The organism is Kangiella sp. (assembly GCF_048265365.1).
Lineage (GTDB): Bacteria > Pseudomonadota > Gammaproteobacteria > Enterobacterales > Kangiellaceae > Kangiella.
This window is the reverse complement of record NZ_JBLXBT010000002.1, coordinates 308,521-327,441: the sequence shown is the minus strand read 5'-3', so window position 1 is coordinate 327,441 and position 18,921 is coordinate 308,521. Positions and strand designations below refer to the sequence as shown.

18 protein-coding genes are annotated in these 18,921 nt (G+C 44.6%); 16 read left to right on the top strand and 2 right to left on the bottom strand.

The features are described 5' to 3' along the window. Positions 1-2 precede the first annotated feature (2 nt). On the top strand, positions 3-1,349 hold the full coding sequence (gene rlmD, locus ACN0VI_RS10720) for a 23S rRNA (uracil(1939)-C(5))-methyltransferase RlmD (protein ID WP_417446797.1): 1,347 nt from the start codon (positions 3-5) through the stop codon (positions 1,347-1,349). Positions 1,350-1,739: 390 nt separating this feature from the next. On the opposite strand, the gene ACN0VI_RS10715 is transcribed toward rlmD, so the two are convergent. Further along, positions 1,740-2,237, bottom strand: coding sequence for a hypothetical protein (locus ACN0VI_RS10715; RefSeq protein WP_417446796.1), 498 nt, complete (start codon positions 2,235-2,237; stop codon positions 1,740-1,742). 241 nt (positions 2,238-2,478) lie between these two features. On the opposite strand from ACN0VI_RS10715, the gene relA reads away from it, so the two are divergent. Both relA and mazG read left to right on the top strand, forming a co-directional pair. Continuing rightward, positions 2,479-4,689, top strand: a complete 2,211-nt coding sequence (gene relA / locus ACN0VI_RS10710) for a GTP diphosphokinase (RefSeq protein ID WP_417446795.1) — start codon at positions 2,479-2,481, stop codon at positions 4,687-4,689. Between the two features lie 11 nt (positions 4,690-4,700). Further along, positions 4,701-5,507, top strand: coding sequence for a nucleoside triphosphate pyrophosphohydrolase (mazG, locus tag ACN0VI_RS10705; RefSeq protein ID WP_417446794.1), 807 nt, complete (start codon positions 4,701-4,703; stop codon positions 5,505-5,507). A gap of 22 nt (positions 5,508-5,529) precedes the next feature. Here the strand turns inward: mazG and ACN0VI_RS10700 are convergent, their stop codons facing one another. Continuing rightward, positions 5,530-5,973 (bottom strand): YaiI/YqxD family protein, encoded by a 444-nt coding sequence (locus tag ACN0VI_RS10700; protein WP_331890193.1) that lies wholly within the window; start codon positions 5,971-5,973, stop codon positions 5,530-5,532. A gap of 181 nt (positions 5,974-6,154) precedes the next feature. Here ACN0VI_RS10700 and ACN0VI_RS10695 point away from each other — a divergent pair, with 181 nt between their 5' ends. The 13 genes from ACN0VI_RS10695 to hisF all read left to right on the top strand — a co-directional run bounded on the left by ACN0VI_RS10695 (position 6,155) and on the right by hisF (position 18,919). Continuing rightward, complete coding sequence (locus ACN0VI_RS10695; protein ID WP_417446793.1) at positions 6,155-6,739, top strand: DUF805 domain-containing protein; 585 nt, start codon at positions 6,155-6,157, stop codon at positions 6,737-6,739. Between the two features lie 339 nt (positions 6,740-7,078). Further along, complete coding sequence (locus ACN0VI_RS10690) at positions 7,079-8,716, top strand: CTP synthase (protein WP_417446792.1); 1,638 nt, start codon at positions 7,079-7,081, stop codon at positions 8,714-8,716. A gap of 42 nt (positions 8,717-8,758) precedes the next feature. After that, positions 8,759-9,619: a 3-deoxy-8-phosphooctulonate synthase gene (gene kdsA, locus ACN0VI_RS10685; protein ID WP_417446791.1), complete on the top strand. Its 861-nt coding sequence runs from the start codon at positions 8,759-8,761 to the stop codon at positions 9,617-9,619. 96 nt (positions 9,620-9,715) lie between these two features. After that, positions 9,716-10,990, top strand: coding sequence for a phosphopyruvate hydratase (gene eno, locus ACN0VI_RS10680; protein ID WP_417446790.1), 1,275 nt, complete (start codon positions 9,716-9,718; stop codon positions 10,988-10,990). 79 nt (positions 10,991-11,069) lie between these two features. After that, positions 11,070-11,393 (top strand): cell division protein FtsB, encoded by a 324-nt coding sequence (gene ftsB, locus ACN0VI_RS10675; RefSeq protein WP_417446789.1) that lies wholly within the window; start codon positions 11,070-11,072, stop codon positions 11,391-11,393. A gap of 17 nt (positions 11,394-11,410) precedes the next feature. Beyond that, positions 11,411-12,112: a 2-C-methyl-D-erythritol 4-phosphate cytidylyltransferase gene (ispD, locus tag ACN0VI_RS10670; RefSeq protein WP_417446788.1), complete on the top strand. Its 702-nt coding sequence runs from the start codon at positions 11,411-11,413 to the stop codon at positions 12,110-12,112. Between the two features lie 149 nt (positions 12,113-12,261). Further along, positions 12,262-13,515, top strand: a complete 1,254-nt coding sequence (locus ACN0VI_RS10665) for an ammonium transporter (RefSeq protein WP_417446787.1) — start codon at positions 12,262-12,264, stop codon at positions 13,513-13,515. A gap of 9 nt (positions 13,516-13,524) precedes the next feature. Further along, positions 13,525-13,863 carry a P-II family nitrogen regulator gene (locus tag ACN0VI_RS10660; RefSeq protein WP_417446786.1) on the top strand — a complete coding sequence of 113 codons (339 nt, stop codon included), beginning with the start codon at positions 13,525-13,527 and terminating at the stop codon, positions 13,861-13,863. 481 nt (positions 13,864-14,344) lie between these two features. Then, on the top strand, positions 14,345-15,193 hold the full coding sequence (gene hisG, locus ACN0VI_RS10655; RefSeq protein WP_417446785.1) for an ATP phosphoribosyltransferase: 849 nt from the start codon (positions 14,345-14,347) through the stop codon (positions 15,191-15,193). A 24-nt stretch (positions 15,194-15,217) separates the two neighbouring features. Continuing rightward, positions 15,218-16,915 (top strand): aminotransferase class I/II-fold pyridoxal phosphate-dependent enzyme, encoded by a 1,698-nt coding sequence (locus ACN0VI_RS10650; protein WP_417446784.1) that lies wholly within the window; start codon positions 15,218-15,220, stop codon positions 16,913-16,915. Further along, positions 16,912-17,508 (top strand): imidazoleglycerol-phosphate dehydratase HisB, encoded by a 597-nt coding sequence (gene hisB, locus ACN0VI_RS10645; RefSeq protein ID WP_417446783.1) that lies wholly within the window; start codon positions 16,912-16,914, stop codon positions 17,506-17,508. The genes ACN0VI_RS10650 and hisB overlap by 4 nt, the downstream gene beginning before the upstream one ends. Further along, positions 17,505-18,113, top strand: coding sequence for an imidazole glycerol phosphate synthase subunit HisH (gene hisH, locus ACN0VI_RS10640; protein WP_417446782.1), 609 nt, complete (start codon positions 17,505-17,507; stop codon positions 18,111-18,113). The genes hisB and hisH overlap by 4 nt, the downstream gene beginning before the upstream one ends. Beyond that, on the top strand, positions 18,101-18,919 hold the full coding sequence (gene hisF, locus ACN0VI_RS10635; protein ID WP_417446781.1) for an imidazole glycerol phosphate synthase subunit HisF: 819 nt from the start codon (positions 18,101-18,103) through the stop codon (positions 18,917-18,919). The genes hisH and hisF overlap by 13 nt, the downstream gene beginning before the upstream one ends. The last annotated feature ends 2 nt before the right edge of the window (positions 18,920-18,921 follow it).

Here is an 18,921-nt window from a genome sequence, read left to right as displayed (position 1 = left end):
TCATGGCAAGAAGACGTCGTAGAAAGCCGTTACCGACCGAACCCGTTAATGCAACCATTCATGCGTTCTCGCACGAAGGTCGCGGGATTTGTAGCGTAGAAGGCAAAACGGTTTTTGTAGACAATGCGCTTAAGGGCGAAGAAGTGTCATTCCAGTACACCGAAAAGCGTGGCAAGTTTGATGAAGGCGTTGCGATTGAGATTCACAGTGCCTCGGAAGACCGCGTAACCCCGCCGTGCGACCACGCAGATATTTGTGGCGGCTGTAGCTTGCAACACATGAGTAACCCAGCGCAGATAGCTCACAAGCAAAATGTATTGGTCGAGCAGCTAGAGCATTTCGGTGGCCACTCGCATAAAACCGGTGATTATGAATTAGTTGAGCCGCTGCAGGCAGATGTTTTAGGCTATCGTCGAAAAGCGCGACTGGGCGTTAAATTTGTGCCTAAGAAAGGTGGAGCATTAGTCGGCTTCCGTGAAAAGCGCAGCAGCTTCTTAGCCACTATTGATTCCTGTGTGGTGCTTGATCCGCGAGTAGGGCAACTGATCACGCCACTGAAAAACATGATCAGTGAACTCGATAGTAACGATAAAACTGCGCAGCTTGAAGTCGCCATGGGCGATGACCAGGTAGCCTTAGTGGTACGTCATCTGGTGCCATTAACCGAAAAAGATCAGAACCTGTGGATTGAATTCGGAAAAGAACATGGCCTCTATATTTACCTGCAACCGAAAGGCCCAGATACGGTTCATTTGCTCTACGGTCCAGATACGCGCGACTGGTTATCCTATCGATTGGATGACTATGATGTGGAAATGCTGTTCCACCCCATGGACTTCACCCAGGTTAACGCCAGCATTAATTCGAAAATGGTTAAACGCGCCATTGAATGGCTAGAGCCAAAAGCAGATGACCGAATTCTAGATCTATTCTGTGGTTTAGGGAATTTCACCATTCCGTTAGCGACTCAGGTACAAAACGTGGTCGGTGTCGAAGGCAGCGAAGCCATGGTTGAGCGTGGACAAATGAACGCCAAACATAACGGTTTGAGCAACGTAGAATTTTACGCCACCAACTTGCAAGACGACTTCACGCAAGAAGAATGGGCACAACAAGGTTTCAACAAAATCCTTATTGACCCACCACGCAGCGGCGCACTTGATGTAGTGCAAAACATCACTCGCTTCAACCCAGAACGCATCGTTTATGTATCCTGTAACCCAGCGACTTTAGCGCGTGACGCAGGTGAGTTGAAGGAGAAAGGGTATAAGTTGGTGAAGGCGGGGGTTATGGATATGTTTCCGCATACCTCCCACACAGAATCCATCGCTCTGTTTGAAAGGGGCTAGTTTTAAATAGTCTTTTCCTTCCAATACTGCGTTATAAGACTTATTTGAGGTGCTCACGGACGACTAGTCCGCTCCGCGCCTCAAAAAGTCTCATGTCTTGTCTTGAAAGAAAAAACCTGCTTTAAAACCCTGTCGGAGAGTGTGTTGCTAGCTTTTTTATGCTTTGTTAAAGAGTTGCTCAAGATGCTCAATGACCTACTAGGTCACCTCCGCTCTTTCGCAACTTTTTGCCGCGAACTTAAGCATTTTAGTTCTTTCTGGTAGCGTTTAGTTAAGGGTTAAAGCTACTAAAAAAATAGGCCTCGTTACTTACTAATTGTAAACTCCCTCGCCAGTTTTTCATTTTACCCCGCCTGTTAGGGGGGAATTCTTTATCGTAACCTAAAAATACTACTTTAATGGATTGCTGGGGTGGATATAACGGTTATTGATCTCAAATATTAATTTATCACTGAAATAACAAGATGTTTTTTCAGTGATAACAGGGTCACCATTGATAAATGAAAGAACTCGGTATTGAGGGTTGAAGAAGTGACCATCTCCAATTGGTAATGGTAAAGTAAACTCCGAACTTACTTGGTTTGTGCTAGTTTGTTCTTTGGGGTTACCTAGGTTTGCTGGATGTGAAGACTTGATCGTACATTTTATTTCTTTATTTTCGGTCATCCCAGTATAATCAAAAGAAAAACCATGCCAAGTACAGGGCTTTACTTGCTTGTTATAAACACACTTTCCTTGTCCTGTTATATATATGTCATTTGTTTCATGGCAAATCCAACCAAATGTTTCACCATCAGTACAGGCTAGGCCTGCTTTAAAGTTTGTTATTTCCACTGATTTAACTGAACTAATTAAAGTTAAAAGTGCTATCAAGATTAACGTTTTCATGAAAGTCCTATTTAAATATTATTCGACACTAGAACTATAGCTTATTATATGTGTAAGAAAAGTACGTTAACTGAAAAGGAGATTAGCTACCTGCGATCCAGTAAGCACCAAAACACTTACTTACACCCTGATTACTTTTCTGTACTTCCAATAAAAATCAATGCTGCTAATATAGGTCTTTCGTCATTGTAGATGGTCCCTGAATTAGAACTATTCCAAGGATAGAATAAGCCTCCAGATTATGAAACGTAAAGATCACGATATATTTGAGCTGGTTGAGAATTCTCAGTTTTCGTTTGAGCAGTGGCTTGAGCTGAATCAACTGACGGTTGATGGTAAGCCTAAGTCTAAGCTGGAGAAAGCGGTGACTATGGCCCAGCAGAATGTATCTGTGACTCCTGTGCTTAAGCTGAACACTTTGGCGGCAGGTCTTGAGCTGGCGGAGGTTTTGACTCATTTCAATGCTGATGCGGACACTCTCACGGCAGCTGTATTATTACCTTCTGTGATTGCCGGTTCGGTTAAAATAGAAACCATCAAAGATAAAGTGGGTTCAACCATCGCTGGACTGGTGGAAGGTGCTGGCCAGATGGAGGCTATGCGTAGCTTGCAACAGGAAACTGGTGCTGAAAATGACCATCAGCAGGTGGAAAGTCTGCGTAAGATGCTACTGGGTATGGTGAACGATGCGCGAGTCGTCTTGTTAAAGCTCGCTGACCGCGTTGTCTCGCTTCGTCATATCAAAGATACTAGTCGTGAAACTCAATTAACTTTTGCCCGCGAAACTAAAAATATTTTTGCCCCTCTGGCAAACCGTCTTGGAATTGGTCAGCTGAAGTGGGAGCTGGAAGATTTGGCGTTCCGTTATCTCGAGCCGGAAGCTTATTTGTCGATTGCTAAAAATCTCAAAGAAAAACGAGTCGATCGCGAAAGGTATATCGAAGATGTTACTCAGTTGCTTGAGAAAAAACTTAAAGAAGAAAATATCAAGGGCGAAGTCAGCGGTCGGGTAAAGCATATTTACAGCATCTGGAAGAAGATGACCCGAAAAAATGTGGGCTTTGAGGAAATTTATGATGTTCGTGCTGTGCGAATTCTGGTTGAACGGGTTCAGGATTGTTATGGGGCGCTCGGCATTGTGCATGGCGAGTGGCAACATATTCCGAAAGAGTTTGATGACTATGTAGCAACACCAAAAGAAAACGGCTATCGCTCGATTCATACCGCGGTGGTGGGACCGGAAGGCAAAATCCTTGAAATTCAGATCCGTACTTTCCAGATGCATGAAGAATCGGAAAAAGGGATTGCCGCGCATTGGGCTTATAAAGAAGGTGCCAACTTAGCCAAAGTAGGTGTCGACGATAAGATTGCCTGGATGCGGCAATTGCTGGAATGGCAAAGTGAACTAGCGGATGTGAATGCTGATGAATTGATGCATGAGTTCCAAAGCTCGGTTTCCGAAGACCGCGTATTTGTGTTTACGCCACAGGGAAAGGTTATCGATTTACCGGCTGGCAGTACGCCGATTGACTTTGCATATCGTATTCATAGCTCAATTGGTCATCGGTGCGTGGGTGCTAAGATTAATGGCCGAATTGTACCGCTGACCTATCAGGTGCAAACTGGCGAAGTCATTGAAATCATGACGCAGAAAGAAGAGTCGCCAAGCCGCGATTGGTTGATTCCACACAATGGTTATATTAATAGCAGTCGCACCCGCCATAAAATCCAACAGTTTTTTAATAAGCTGGATCAAGAAGATAATGCCAATGCTGGCCGTCAGTTATTGGAAAAAGAGTTGGCGCGTAATCATTTGACCAATGTGCCGCATCAAGAACTGGCGCAAAAAATGCACCTGGCCAGTGATGTGGAAATGTATACCAAGATTGGTACTGGTAACCTGGGTATTACGCAGGCTATCAATCGTGCTAAAGAGCTGCTCGAATCCAAGCAGCCGCAACGAGATATTCAGCCGACCCTGCGCAAAAAATCAAAGCGTAAATCTTTCAGTGATGTATCAGTGTCAGGAGTCGGCGATCTGCTGACCAGTATTGCCAGATGCTGTAAGCCCGTGCCGGGTGAAGATATTATCGGTTACGTCACTCAGGGGCGAGGCATCGTCATTCACCTGAAAGACTGTACTCACGCTAGAAAGGCTTTGCGCGATAAGCCCGAGAGAATTATTCCGGTGCAATGGGAGGCTGAATCAACCAATGCCTATGCTGTCGATTTGGTGATTGTGGCGATGGATCGGAAAAGCTTGCTCAAAGACATCACTACTGTTCTTGCTAACGAAAATGCTGGTGTAACAGACTTATCCACTAGCAAACGCAACGAACAGGTGCAGATTTCGATAGAAATTGAGTTGTCGCAGCTTGAAGATCTACAACGTATTATTACACTACTTAAGCAATTGCCCAATGTATTAAAAGTTGAAAGACGACGCGGATAAATAGTTAACTTATGAGTGATACAACCGTTCTTACTGCACTTCCACAAACGCAACGACTGATGACCATCATGCAAGCTTTGCGTGATCCTGTTTCGGGCTGCCCCTGGGATCGTAAACAAACTTTTGAAACCATTGTTCCTTATACGCTGGAAGAAGCTTACGAAGTGGCGGATGCTATTGAGCGTGGCGATTTTAAGGAGTTACATGGCGAGCTGGGTGATTTATTGTTTCAGGTTATTTTCTATGCTCAGATAGGCCAGGAAGAAGGGCGCTTTGATTTTGAGTCTATTGCCGAAAAGGTCTCTGACAAGTTAGTCAGTCGTCATCCCCATGTGTTTGGTGATAAAGAATTTACCACTGATGAAGAACTGAAAAAGAACTGGGAGCAACAAAAGCATCAAGAGCGGCAAGGTAAAGATGAGTCCAATACCAGCTTGCTGGATGACCTGCCTAAACACTTTCCAGCCTTGTCCCTTGCCCAGAAAATGCAAAAGCGTGTTGGTCGTCATGGCTTTGACTGGCCTGAAGTCAGTGGTGTGATTGAAAAAATAGAAGAAGAAATCGAAGAACTCAAACAAGCTATTGCTAACAATGACCAACAAAACATTGAAGAAGAAATCGGTGATTTACTATTTTCCTGCGTAAACTTGTCGCGCCACCTTAAAGTTGATGCCGAAGCAGCATTGCGTAAAAGCGCCCGCAAGTTTGAGAGTCGGTTCAGAAAGCTTGAAGACTATTTAGCAGAAAGAAAGTTGACGGTAGATAGCGCGACTCTTGAACAGTTGGATAAAGGTTGGTGTGCAGTTAAACAGTTATAGCAAGCCATCCATTTTCTATCCCTTAACCCTTCGCTAAAATCCTATCCAAATGATTGGCAAAACTCATGCGGTCACTTTGGCCAAGCGGTGGTGGTCCGCCGGTGTGAATACCACTGGAGCGCATGGTATCCATAAAGTCTCGCATATTGAGCCGTCCTCGAATATTATCCTTTGTAAAGAGCTCACCGCGTGGACTTAATGCCTGGCAGCCTTTTTCAATGACCTCGGCAGCCAATGGAATATCCGAAGTAATGACCAAATCACCTTTCTCTGCACGTTGCACGATTTCATCATCAGCCACATCAAAGCCAGAGCTGACCTGTATTGCCTTGAGATAAGGCGACGGAGGCGTGCGAATAAACTGATTTGCGACCAGTGTTAGTGGTGTTTTGGTGCGCTCAGCTGCGCGAAACAGAATATCTTTGATGACTACGGGGCAGGCGTCAGCATCAACCCAGATTTTCATGATGATTCCAGCAATTTAATATTTATTCTATTTTACACCATTTAATGCCAAGTCACTGTTTTATTGAGTAAAAGAATATCTCTGTCATTGAGTGTCGTAGGTGTTGCCGTAAAATTGTCGTAACTATTGTGCCCAAATTTCTTTATATTAGAGCTTCATTCAGGGAATAAGAGTTAGCTAGATGAGAATCAATTCAGAATTGGTTAAACAATTACGTGCGGATAGACATTGGTCGCAGCAGCAACTAAGTGATGCATGTGGTCTTAACTTAAGAACCATTCAGCGCTTAGAGAGCTCAGGGAAGGCTTCTATTGAGACTGTCCGAGCTTTGGCCGCAGTTTTTGAGGTTTCGCCGGATGACTTAACTTTTCCCGAAAGCGGGCAGGCTGAAAGCGACAAGCTCGAAACCGGTGAGCCTCCGATGTCTCTCTTTTCGGCAGCTAAACACTGTCTTATCAATTATGCGAACTTTGAAGGCAAAGCTTCCAGAGCTGAGTATTGGTGGTTTTTCCTGTTTGTTTTGCTCATTGCGGCTGTTTCGAAAGTCCTGCATGAGAAGTTGTACCTGATTATTGCCATTTTAGCTCTGTTACCATTGTTAGCTGCTGGTACCAGGCGTTTTAATGACGTTGGCCATAGTGGCTGGTGTCAGCTATTGTTTTTAGTACCTTTCGGCTTTGTGCCTGTGTTTATTATGTTAGCTTTGGAGAGTAAACCTCAAGAGCAGGAAGTTGCCAGTGAGGAGGGCGTGACCTTGAAACCCTGATCTTGAAACTCTGACTTAAGAAAGGCCATTGCCCCCTAAATGGCCTTCATCACAAGCCCTCAATCTCCAGGCACTCAATTTTAGGCTCAAGTAAATTTACAAAAACTCCTCGCCAATGCTCCGACCTTTTTGATATACTGCCTTCCCGTCTTGAGACCCTTTCTTCTCATCGACATTTGGCCGAGTTCCTTGGTCGATTTAAAGTGTGTCAGAATTCGAAAAGCTACGATATATAAGGCCTCCAGGCCCATTTTCGCATTGGCGAATTTTGTATATTGTTGTTTATGGTGTTTTTGAGCAGGGCTAGCTGCTCGCAATTATTTAAGTTGGGTTAGGCTTATGACCAAGTACGTATTTGTTACCGGTGGTGTTGTTTCTTCTTTGGGTAAGGGTATCGCAGCGGCTTCGATTGCTGCACTTCTAGAGTCGCGTGGTCTAAAAGTGACCATGTTGAAACTGGACCCTTATATTAACGTGGATCCCGGCACTATGAGCCCATTCCAACACGGTGAAGTGTTTGTGACTGAAGATGGCGCAGAAACCGATATGGATTTGGGCCACTATGAGCGTTTCGTGCGTACACGTATGCATCAGCGCAACAACTTCACCACTGGCCGTGTCTACTCGGACGTTTTGAAGAAAGAACGTCGCGGCGACTATCTGGGCGGAACCGTTCAGGTTATTCCTCATATCACTGACGAAATTAAGCATAAAATCATCGAAGGCGCCAAAGGTGCTGATATTGCGATGGTTGAGATTGGTGGTACCGTAGGTGACATCGAGTCATTGCCTTTTATGGAAGCAATTCGTCAGTTGCGCTTTGAAGTAGGCAAGGAAAATGCCATGTTTGTGCATTTGACCTTATTGCCTTATATCGCCACCGCCGGCGAGTTAAAAACCAAGCCTACCCAGCACTCAGTAAAAGAATTACGTTCGATTGGTATCCAGCCAGACATGTTGATTTGTCGCTCTGATCGTTCCATCCCAGCCAGTGAGCGCGGCAAAATTGCCTTGTTCACTAACGTTAAAGAGCGCGCTGTAATTTCTTTGCAGGACGTTGACAGTATTTACCGTATTCCTGCGATTCTCTTGAATCAGCACGTAGATGACTTTATTTGTGAGCGCTTTGAAATCACTGTGCCAGAAGCGAATTTGTCTGAGTGGGAAGAAGTCCTGTACCGCGAAGCCAATCCAAAAGGCGAGGTTAATATTGCCATGGTTGGAAAATATATGGACCTGACCGAAGCCTACAAATCCTTGACCGAAGCTTTAAAGCACGCTGGTTTGCATACCCGTCAATCCGTAAAAATTCATTATATCGACTCTCAGGATATCGAAAAGAAAGGCACTGTTTTACTAAAAGACATGGATGCCATCCTGATTCCTGGTGGATTTGGCGAACGTGGCGTTGAAGGCAAGATTGCTACCGCCAAATATGCACGTGAAAACAAAATTCCTTATCTAGGCATCTGCTTAGGTATGCAAGTGGCTGTGATTGAGTATGCCCGTCATAAAGCTGGCCTTGAAAATGCTAATAGCTCAGAGTTTAACCCTGAAAGTCCTTACCCTGTTGTTGGTTTGATTACTGAATGGATTAACCGTGATGGCTCTAAAGAAGAGCGTGCGGATGACTCTGATTTAGGCGGCACTATGCGACTTGGCGCACAGCCTGCGGATATCAAGAAGGGAACTAAAGCCTTCGAAATCTACCAAAGTGAAGTAGTCAATGAGCGCCACCGTCACCGTTACGAAGTTAACAATAACTTGCTGCCAAAGCTTGAAGAAGCTGGCCTTGTGGTATCATGTACCTCTACTGAAAAGCATTTGGTAGAGATGGTAGAGCTGAAAGATCACCCTTGGTATGTGGCTTGTCAGTTCCACCCGGAGTTCACTTCGACGCCTCGCGATGGACATCCTTTGTTCAGTGCATTCGTGAATGCGGCGAAAGATTACCACGCGAAACAAACAGCTGGTTAATCAAATAGTTACTAAGGTGAGACTAGTTATTAAGGTGAAAGTATGAAATTACTGGATTGGGAAGTTGGTCTGGATCAACCGTTTTTCTTGATTTGTGGTCCCTGTGTCATTGAAAGCGAACAGCTGGCGATTGATACTGCGGGCTTCATGAAAGAAATTACCGACAGATTGGGCATTCCTTATATTTACAAATCATCGTTTGATAAAGCGAATCGCTCATCCAGTAAAAGCTTTCGTGGGCCAGGCCTTGAAGAAGGCTTACGTATCCTGCAAAAAGTCAAAGATCAGGTGGGCGTTCCGGTACTAACCGATGTCCACGAAGACACACCGATGCAAGAAGTGGCGGATGTGGTTGATGTGATGCAGACGCCTGCTTTCCTGTGCCGTCAAACTAACTTCATTCGTAAAGTGTGTGAGCCGGGTATTCCGGTTAACATCAAAAAAGGTCAGTTTTTATCGCCATGGGATATGAAGAACGTGGTTGATAAAGCGCGCGAAACCGGTAACCAGAACATTATGGTTTGCGAGCGCGGTGTTTCCTTTGGTTACAATAATCTGGTATCAGATATGCGTTCGCTGTCGATTATGCGCGATACCGGTTGTCCAATCGTTTATGATGCGACCCATTCTGCGCAACTGCCGGGTGGTCAAGGTTCTACTTCTGGTGGCTTGCGTGATGTGATTCCTGTGTTGGCCCGTGCTGCGATTGCTGCTGGCGTTTCTGGTGTATTTATGGAGTCACACCCGAATCCTGAAGTGGCTAAGTGTGATGGCCCGAACTCTTTCCCCATGTATCGCATCGAAGAAATGCTACGTGTTATGAAAGAGTTGGATGATGTGGTCAAAAAGACTGGCTATATTGAGGACTCGATCCACGAATTTGGTAAGGGCGACTTGCTCTAAGTTTCTAACACTCCTGTTCTGAGGAGTGTTTTTTTATGTCTATTCGATTTTTTCTTTATTTTGGTTTTGGTTGAAACAATTTAAGAGGGTATTGGCTTGAAAATTACAGATATCATCGGTCGCGAAGTATTGGACTCACGCGGCAATCCAACAGTTGAAGCAGAAGTGGTGTTAGAGAATGGCGTGCGCGCTATGGCATGTTCACCATCAGGTGCATCAACCGGTTCACGCGAAGCATTGGAATTGCGTGATGGTGATAAGTCTCGTTACCTGGGTAAGGGCGTGTTAAAAGCCGTTGGTCATGTTAACAATGAAATCAAGTCAGCCTTAGTTGGCAAAGATGCCACTGACCAGGTTGCTATCGATCAGGTCATGCTGGATCTGGATGGCACAGAAAATAAAGAAAAACTCGGTGCAAACGCGATTCTTGCTGTTTCTTTAGCGAATGCTAAAGCTGCAGCGCAGGCATTGGGCAAGCCTTTGTATGAACACATCAGCCGTGATGGTAAATTCTCTATGCCGGTACCAATGATGAACATCATCAATGGTGGTGAGCACGCGGATAACAATGTTGATATTCAAGAGTTTATGGTCATGCCTGTTGGTGCACCAACTTTCTCAGAAGCATTACGTATGGGTGCGGAAATTTTCCATCACTTACGTAAAGTATTGCAGGAAAAAGGTTTGAACACTGCGGTGGGTGATGAAGGTGGTTTTGCTCCAGATTTAGGTTCAAATGAAGAAGCGATTCAAGCCATTGTTGAAGCGGTTGATCGTGCTGGTTATAAGTTGGGTGACGATGTTGCATTAGCATTGGATATTGCTTCAAGCGAGTTCTACAAAGACGGCAAGTATCACTTGTCTGGCGAAGGTAAAGTATTAAGCTCAGCTGAGTTTACCGATTATTTAGCAGACTGGGTTGAGCGTTACCCAATCGTGTCGATCGAAGACGGTATGGACGAAAGTGACTGGGAAGGTTGGAAGTTACTGACTGATAAGGTTGGCAGCAAGTGCCAGTTAGTTGGTGATGACTTGTTCGTTACTAACACTAAGATCTTGTCAAAAGGTATTGAGCAGGGCGTAGCCAACTCGATTCTTATCAAGGTAAACCAGATTGGTACCTTGACTGAAACTCTAGCAGCGATTGATATGGCGCATGCGGCGGGTTACACCGCTGTGATTTCACACCGTTCGGGTGAAACAGAAGATACGACTATTGCTGATTTAGCTGTGGCAACTGCTGCTGGTCAGATTAAAACCGGTTCATTGTGCCGCTCTGATCGTGTTGCCAAGTACAATCAATTGTTGCGCATCGAGTCAGCTTTAGGTGAAAAAGCACCTTACCCTGGCAAGAAAGCCTTCAAGTTCTAATAAACTATAGCCTTATGGGGCAAGTAAGTACTATCATAACTACTTTATTTGCCCCCTATTTTCTGGCATTGTTACGTTTATGAAATGGGTTGCCCTGACATTACTGGTCATTTTGACTAGTCTTCAATACCGAATGTGGTTCGGGCAATCTTCTTTTCGTGAAATAAGGCAACAGGAAGCCAGAGTCGAATTAGTCAAATCTGAAAACGCTGAACTGGCATTACGCAACCAAAAGATTCTCGCTGAAATTCATGACTTGAGAGAAGGAACCGACGCTATAGAAGAGCGTGCGCGTTATCAATTAGGCATGATCAAAGAAGGTGAGACCTTCTTCCGCATTCTCGACTCGAGAGAAGACTCTCGCCAAGAGAGCCGCCAAGGCTCTTCTCAAGAGCAACGTTAAGACTGATCAAAAACAATATGAATGAGAATAAAACCAAGATTTGGGCACTGATTCCAGCCGCGGGAATTGGCAGTCGCATGAAAGCTCAATTACCTAAGCAATATCTCGAAATCGATGGTAAAACCATTCTCGAGCATAGCCTCTCCAAGTTTCTCGAACATCCTTCCATTGAAAAAGTCGTAGTTGCTTTACATCCGAATGACCATCATTGGTCAATGCTTAAAATCGCTCAGCATCCTAAAATCATTACCGCTGAGGGTGGTGAAACGCGGGCAGAGTCAGTGCTTAATGGCCTACATGCCATTAAGCAGCAGAAGGCTGGCGATGATTGGGTGATGGTGCACGATGCCGCCAGACCGTGCCTTGATGCAGGTAGTATTGATGCGCTGATACAGGCAGGTAAAGACTCGAAACATGGCGCTATTCTGGCTATTCCCTCAGTGGATACGGTCAAACTCGCAAACGCCAATCAAACGATTGAGAAGACACTTAACCGTGAAGAAATCTGGCTAGCCCAAACACCACAATACTTTCCCGTTGAAGCCTTAGCGACAGCAATCGAGGCAGGTTTGCAGCAAGGATTGCCCATAACTGATGAAGCCTCCGCTATTGAAGCGCAAGGTATGAATCCAGCATTAGTTATTGGTACCCGCAAAAATATTAAAGTCACTGAGCCAGAAGATATGCTGCTCGCTTCTGTCTGGTTATCCCACCAGTAAATAAACCCAACTTTAAAATTACCCCTATCTGGAGCGCACCAATATGGTGCGCCCATATTAAATAACCATATTGCAATCTGGTCAGACCACGCTTTTAATAAAAGTCATCGCAAGAAATTTCAAATTTGTTTTTTATTTGGGGGGAAAGCATGGATTTGTCTCTGGTTGCCAGTCAGACCGTTTCTGAGCTGAGTTACGCATTAAATACCTTTTATATCTTATCTTTTGCTGTGCTTGTTATGTGGATGGCCGCTGGTTTCAGCATGCTTGAAGCGGGCTTGGTAAGATCAAAAAACACCGTCGAAATATTGACTAAAAATATCGCTCTTTACTCGATCGCTAGCCTTTCTTATTTACTCATTGGCTACCAACTAATGTATCCCGAGTCCGCCCTGAGTAGTTGGTTTTCTGGATTTGCTTCGCCTGATTTTTCAGATTTGAGTGCTGAGCAAATTAGCCCTGAGGGTTACTCGAAAGTTGCTGGAATCTTTTTTCAGTTGGTGTTTGTGGCAACGGCCATGTCTATTGTTTCTGGGGCGGTAGCTGAGCGAATGAAATTATGGTCCTTCCTTTTGTTCTGCTTCTTTATGACTGCGTTTATCTACCCTATTCAGGGCTACTGGAAATGGGGATTGGGATTTTTAGAGACGGCAAAGTTTTATGATTTTGCTGGAGCAGGGGTCGTACACCTGTGCGGGGCCATAGCTGCTTTAGCAGGGGTTTTGCTGTTAGGATCAAGAAAGGGTAAATATGGCCCAGGAAAAATGGTTAATGCATTTCCCGGTGCAAACATCCCAATGGCTACACTAGGAACCCTGATACTGTGGATGGGCTGGTTTGGCTTTAATGGGGGCTCGCTACTTAAAATGTCAGACTCAGCAAGTGCTAATGCTGTGTCCTTGATTTTATTAAACACCAACACGGCTGCTGCTGCAGGTGGGTTATCTGCATTGATATTTTCCAAGCTGCGTTATGGTCGGGCAGATTTAACCATGATTTTGAATGGTGTTTTGGGCGGACTGGTTGTCATTACAGCTGATCCATTATCACCAACTCCTATTCATGCATTACTTTATGGAGCGGTAGCAGGCGTCTTGATCATGGTGTCGATTGTAACGTTAGATCGATGGAAAATTGATGATCCGGTGGGTGCTATTTCAGTGCATGGACTCGGTGGAATAGTGGGCTTATTGCTGGTCCCTATAGCTAATGGTGATGCAAACATCTTAAGCCAGTTGCTGGGCATTGGAGTGATAGTTGTATGGACTTTCATTGTCAGCTTTATAGTTTGGTATCTGATTAAGTGGCTTGTCGGAATAAGAATTGATGATGAGTTCGAGTATACCGGCGCCGATCAGGAAGAGTGTGGTTTGGAAGCATATCCAGAATTTACCAAAAGTTAGGAGTTAGCAATGAAATTGATTACTGCAATAGTAAAAACCTTCAGGCTGGATGATATTCGCCAAGCGTTGACGGACATTGGTGTTACTGGAATGACCATAACTGAAGTTAAAGGTTTCGGTCGACAAAAAGGGCATACAGAACTTTATCGTGGGGCAGAGTACACTTTAGACTTCTTGCCTAAAACTAAAGTCGAAGTTGCCGTTGAGGAAGATGAGGTTGATCGAGTGGTTGAAACCATCATCAACACCGCTAAAACCGGAAAGATTGGTGATGGTAAGATTTTTGTAGTCAACCTCGATACCGTCATTAGAATTAGAACAGGCGAGATGGGGAGTCACGCTCTGTAATTGGATGAATGCAAAATATGAGTTCAATTCGATGTTGACACGACGATGGTTATGGGTTTAAATCAGCCACATGAAAACAGTAATGACGCAAATTCACCACCATCACCACCATTCAGACCGATTGGCGGTATTGCTTTATGTGTGAAGTTTACTGATTAGGAATTTCTAAAAGCCCCGCCAAAAGCGGGGCTTTTTTTATGCTTGTAACTTTTAACCGATTATTTATAACTGACGACTAAAACTGATTAACTGAGATAAAAACATGTTTTTAAACAAGAGCTTACATCATCACCATCATCATACACTGCGCGAGCGACGGTGGCGGTGCTTTTGTTTAAGACTTTATCAGGATTCAGTTTAAACAGTTAAGACACCCAGGTATAAGAACCCCGTTGCTCCGCAAGGTCAACGGGGTTTTTTATTGGCTTTAATAAATGATGATTTTGAAACTTTAACAATTTGAAACTTTAGGAGAAATGACATGGCTTTAAAAATGGTAATCCCAAAAGGTAAGTTATATGACAAAGTGGCTGAGCTACTTTCTGATATTGGCCTGACGCTGGTTGGCGACAGTCGCAATTATCGCCCTCAATTATTTGGCTGTGATATCGAGGTTAAGTTACTGAAAAGCCAGAACATTCCAGAAATGGTGGCGTTGGGGCAACACGATATTGGCTTTGCCGGTATGGATTGGGTTTTGGAGCAGGAAGCGGACGTTGAGGTGCTTGAAGATTTAGGATTTAACCCGGTTCGCTTGGTTTCCTGCATTCCTGAAGATTGGGATTGGAACGAAGTGCAACAACGGAAAATCATTGTCGCTTCTGAGTACAAAAAGATTTCAGCTAAGTACCTCGATAAGTTAGGCGTTCAATATCAACTGCTCCGTGCTTATGGCGCGACCGAAGTATTCCCGCCTGAAGATGCGGACATGGTGATTGATAATACTAGTACCGGTTCAACCATTCGTGCCAATCGTCTGAAGATTGTGGATACCGTGATGGAAAGTTCAACCCAGCTTATTGCCAATAGAAACGTACTTAATGATCCAGAAAAGCGACAGCAGATTGATGATTTATTGTTGTTAATGCGCGGTGTTTTGAATGGTCGTAAGCGTGTCTTGTTAGAGATGAACTGTTCAGAAGAAAGCATTGACCGAGTAGTTGACTTACTACCAGCAATGCGTGCACCAACTGTAAGCCGCTTATATAACGCTGACGGTTTTGCCATTAAAGCTGCCATTGAGCGTAAGCTAATTAAAGATTTGTTGCCAAAGCTGATTACTGCCGGTGCGACGGATATTTTAGAAACGCCAATTCGCAAAGTGCTGTAGCGTCTGCTTAAAAGGATAAGTGTGATGAATATGAAAGAAATCAAAACTGAGCCTTTAAAGCTCGATTTTAATGAGCGGGCGGATCGTTTTCCTGAGTGGCTGGATATCAGCAAACTATCGCCACAAAATTATTGGCGCTATCCCGATCAGTCACAGTTGAAGTTAGCCATGAGTAAGCAGTTGGGCTTGGCCCCTGAACAGGTTTTAGTAACCAATGGCGGTGACGAGGCGATTGAACTGATGTTCAAACTGGCAACCCTAGAGCAGCGAGAGTTGGTCATTCCTATGCCCGCTTTTAGTCAATACTTATCTGGTATCAAGGTCTGGAACAGTAAAGCAAAGCTGATTCCTGCCAAACCGGATTTGAGCATTGATTTAGAAGCAAGTTTGAATGCGCTAAGCGAGAACTCGATTCTGGTGTTGACCAGTCCTAATAACCCTACCGGGGAAACATTAGAACTGGATGTGTTAAGAGACGCCTGCAAACGCGCAAAAGCTATTGGTGCGGAAGTGTTTCTTGATCAGGCTTATATTGAGTTTACAGGACAGGCAGAAGAGTCTCTTTGTTTGCTAGAAGATTTCGACAATCTGGTGCTGCTACGCACTTTATCCAAAGCCTATGGGTTGGCAGGCATTCGTTGTGGCTATCTATTGGGCAACGAAGCTTTTATTCAGCGATTTGCTGAGCGCAAGATGCCATTCAATGTTCCGCAGCCAACATTGGATATCGCACTCCAGGCATTCTCTCAAGCTGCACAGCGTGATGTTGCAGACTTTACTCAACGCATCGCAGAGAACCGTGATTTGTTAGTGCAGTTTTTGCGTCAGCGTGGTTTGAACGTGTTAGACAGCCAGGCCAATTTCATTCTGATTGTTGATAACTCGCAACGACTGCAACTGATAACGGCGGCTTGCCAGCAATATAATATTCAGATCAAAAGTGATTTAGTTGGACTTGAGTTACAGAAACGGGGTTTGCAGGAGCAGTCAGCCATTCGTATAGCCATACCTTATGAATTTGAACCGCTGAGACAGGCTTTGATTTTGGCGCTTAAACCTGAATTGATTTGCTTTGACATGGATGGTGTCTTGATCGATACCAGTAAGAGCTATGATGCTGCAATTAAACAAACCGTAGAGTTTTTTACCAAAACAAAAACTGAGCAGGAAGAAATCGATAGATTACGTTCACGTGGTGGCTTCAATAATGATTGGGTGCTGACTTATGAATTAATAAAGTTGCAATCGGAAGGGCCATTGCCAGACTACGTTTCAGTGGTGGAACAGTTCCAACAGTTTTACCTGGGTAACGGTGAGCAGGCAGGACTCAATCAATTAGAAGAGGCGCTATTAAGCGCAGATCTTTGTACCCAATTATTTGTGCAGAACAGCAAGCAGTTTAAAACAGCAGTGGTGACGGGGCGTCCTCGTGGAGAAGCGGAAATTGGTCTGAAGCTTTTGGGTATTCGAAATACCTATCTGGTCAGTGATTGTGATGTTATTGAATCGAAGCCGGCACCAGAGGGCATCAATCAATGCAAAACCTATTACGGCGCAACTTACTGTTGGATGCTGGGTGATACACCAGATGATATTCAGGCAGCTAAAGCTGCGGGCGCACTGGCCATCGGTATTGCCGAAAGCGAGAGCGCAAACAATTTATACCAGGCGGGGGCCGATCTTGTTGTGGCTTCTGTTAATGAATTAGAGAGGTTGTTATGACAGAACAAACTAAAAATCCGGCGATAGTTTCAATTGTCCGTCAGACTAAAGAAACAGCGATTCGATTAGAGCTGAATATTTATGGCGCACAGCAACTCAAAATCAATACCGGTTTACCTTTTTATGATCACATGCTGACTCAGTTAGCGCTTCACGCTGGCTGGGATTTGCAGCTTGAAGCAAAAGGCGACTTAGAGGTTGATGATCACCACCTGATTGAAGATGTAGCGATTTGCTTAGGCCAAGCTTTGCAGCAGGCATGGCGTCAGCAGGAATCGATTACTCGTTATGGCCAACGTCTTTTACCAATGGATGCCAGTCTGATTATGGTTGCGGTAGATGTCTGCGGTCGAGGGTACGGTGTGACTGATTTGCCTTTTACGCGTGAAATGATTGGCAAGATTGCTACCGAAATGTGGAAACACTTTTTCTACACTTTTGCGATAAACGCACAAATCAGTCTGCACATTAAAGCAGAGTATTTTGATAATAATCATCACTTGATTGAAGCCAGCTTTAAAGGCTTGGCTTTTGCATTACAAGAGGCTTTAACTCCCAAGCAGGGTGTTAACAGTTCAAAGGGTTGTTTATGAGTGATTCGTCAATGACAGAAGCAATACAAAAAGTCGGAGTCATCAATACTGGTGCCGGCAACTTGTATAGCTTGAATGGTTGTTTACGTCGCATTGGTTTTTATCCGGTTACTATCAATCAATCAAGTGATCTGGAGCGTTACGACATTTCGGCTTTGGTGATTCCAGGGCAGGGTCGCTTTGGTACCGTGATGGCCAATTTGAATATCAGTGGTTTGGATGAGGTTATAAAGAGATGGTATCACGACCACAAAAAACTGATCGGTATCTGTGTCGGCTTACAGATTATGTTTGAGGAGTCAGAAGAAGATCCCGATGTTTCAGGGCTGGGATTATTGCAGGGTAAAGTCACTCTCCTACAAAGTCCAAAGCAGCCGATGGTGGGATGGGCCGATGTTCAGTCTAGTGAAAACTGGCTCAACAACCAGACGCTTTATTTTGTGAATAGTTATGGAGTTAGCACCAGCGATAAATCCATTGCCAAAGTGACTTATGGCGAAACATTTGTGGCTGCTGTTGCGAGCAATAATATGATTGCATTCCAATGCCACCCAGAAAAATCGGGTATAGCGGGCGAAGAGGTATTAAAGCAATGTCTGAGTTAAGCAAAAACAGTGAGCAAGGACTCAAATCGCGCGTCATTGTTTGTCTTGATGTAGCCCATGGTCGTGTGGTGAAAGGTGTCAATTTTAAGGGCTTGCAGGATATGGGTGACCCCGTTGAATTAGCAATTCGTTATCAGGAGCAGGGCGCTGATGAGATTGTATTTCTTGATATCAAAGCGACTCTTGAACAGCGCGCTAATGCCTTAGAAACGGTAACCAGAGTAGCAGAAAATTTGTCGATCCCTTTTACCGTCGGCGGTGGACTCAATACTTACACCGATGTTGCGCAGTTCCTGAATGCAGGTGCCGACAAAGTGACGCTGAACAGTGCTGCAGTCAAGAACCCTGATTTGATCAATCAGATTGCAAAAGGTTTTGGTTCGCAGTGTGTAGTTGTGGCTGTCGATTTGAATCAAGTGCAGGACCGGCAAACAAAAGATGTAGGCGAATATCGAGTCTTTATTAATGGTGGCAATACCCCAACCAATTTAGATGCCATCCAGTGGCTTACAGAAGTCGAGCAACGCGGAGCGGGAGAAGTGTTGCTGACAGCGATGCACCGCGATGGCACTGGCCTGGGTTTTGATAATAAGTTGATGAGCACGGTCAGCCAGCAACTTGGTATTCAAGTGATTGCTTCGGGTGGTGCGTCAAAACCTGAACACTTTACCGAAACCTTTTTGGCTGGCAGCGATGCAGCGCTTGCTGCAGGTATGTTCCATCGTGGTGAGTATACGGTTGGGCAGGTTAAAGATGAATTATTGAGAAACGGTGTTGCCGTTCGAAACGAATACTTAAAAGGTTAAAA